General features: G+C 30.6%; 2 protein-coding genes. Both read right to left on the bottom strand.

What is annotated here, in order from left to right; all coding sequences use genetic code 11:
- The coding region (locus tag BUB83_RS21150) for a glycoside hydrolase family 3 N-terminal domain-containing protein (RefSeq protein WP_278336955.1) at positions 1-464 on the bottom strand (464 nt) is incomplete at its 3' end.
- Between the two features lie 145 nt (positions 465-609).
- Positions 610-1,214: alkaline phosphatase family protein (locus BUB83_RS21145; RefSeq protein WP_341465365.1), on the bottom strand; the 605-nt coding region annotated here is incomplete at its 5' end.

Raw genomic sequence — 1,214 nt, 5'->3', positions numbered from 1 at the left:
CCTCTAGAACGGGTTTCTTCACCAATTGCTGAGTATATTTCTTCAACCAATTCTGTATCAAAAGAACCTGCTAATCCTATAGGTCTTGGGAACATAGTTGATCCATTTGCCAAATGTCCATTTAAACATTCTTCTTGTGATAAAACTGGAATTTGTAACCTAGTATTATTGATTATATGTTTTTGTAAAATATTCCTATATTCAGCACTTTTTTTTGGCGTAAGATTTCTACCTGGCAGCTGAAATGAGCCCATCCCATTTTTAATCAGCTCTTTCAATTTTTCATTCTGAATTTCACCAGTTGAGAATAATTTTTCACTTTCGCTTTCATTCACTGTAAGTGTTGTTACATCAACTGCAATAGTTTGTGCAACCTTTTCTTCTAATGTCATTCTCTCTAAAAGATCTGTGACACGCTCTTGTATCGATAAATTTTCATTTTTATATTTCATATTTCCTTCCATTTTATACTTCCTTTCATTTTATATTTCGTTTGTTTATTTGTATATTCTTTTAAAGAATTTAAAATATTACCACAACCTTGCTTGTTTAATAAATTATTGTTCTCTAAAATCTAAAATCATCTTATTGTTTTTTCAAGCAACTTTATTATTGATAATAATTTCTTTTCTTATCTCTTTTTATAACATGTCTCTCCGTTTTAGAATAAGGTAAATCATCAGAAGCTTTTATTGAACTTTTTAAAAGTTCTTCCAATAATTCAACTTTTTTAATCTCACAATCTTTATTGTCATAAAGGTCATTTAGCTCATACTTATCCTCAATCAAATTATACATTTTCCCTTTTCCCATCATATCAAATGTAAGCTTCCAATCATCTTTTACAACGGCTCTCATTTTCCCTGACTGAGTAACAGAATTAAGTTCATCAATGGTTACTGACTCTGCAATACCTTTATTTTCAGGTGTTAAATTATCTATATCTTCATTTTTAAAATAAAGTCCACCTGCCCCTTGCTCTATATAAACGCTTGTATATTGGTCTTTAGGATAATCCATATCCTTAAGTATTGGCAATATACTTTTACCCTGCACTCCTTCTGGCATATCTTCCCCTAGAATTTCACATATAGTTGGCATAATATCGCATATTGAAACATAATCCATACATTTTTCCTTTTTAGCTTTAATACCAGGACCAACTATAACTAATGGTATTCTACATAATACTTCTGGCAATCCTGGTCCCTTCC

It is taken from the genome of Clostridium grantii DSM 8605 (assembly GCF_900129965.1).
GTDB classification, from domain to species: domain Bacteria; phylum Bacillota; class Clostridia; order Clostridiales; family Clostridiaceae; genus Clostridium_AF; species Clostridium_AF grantii.
This window is presented reverse-complemented; position numbering and strand designations above follow the sequence as displayed.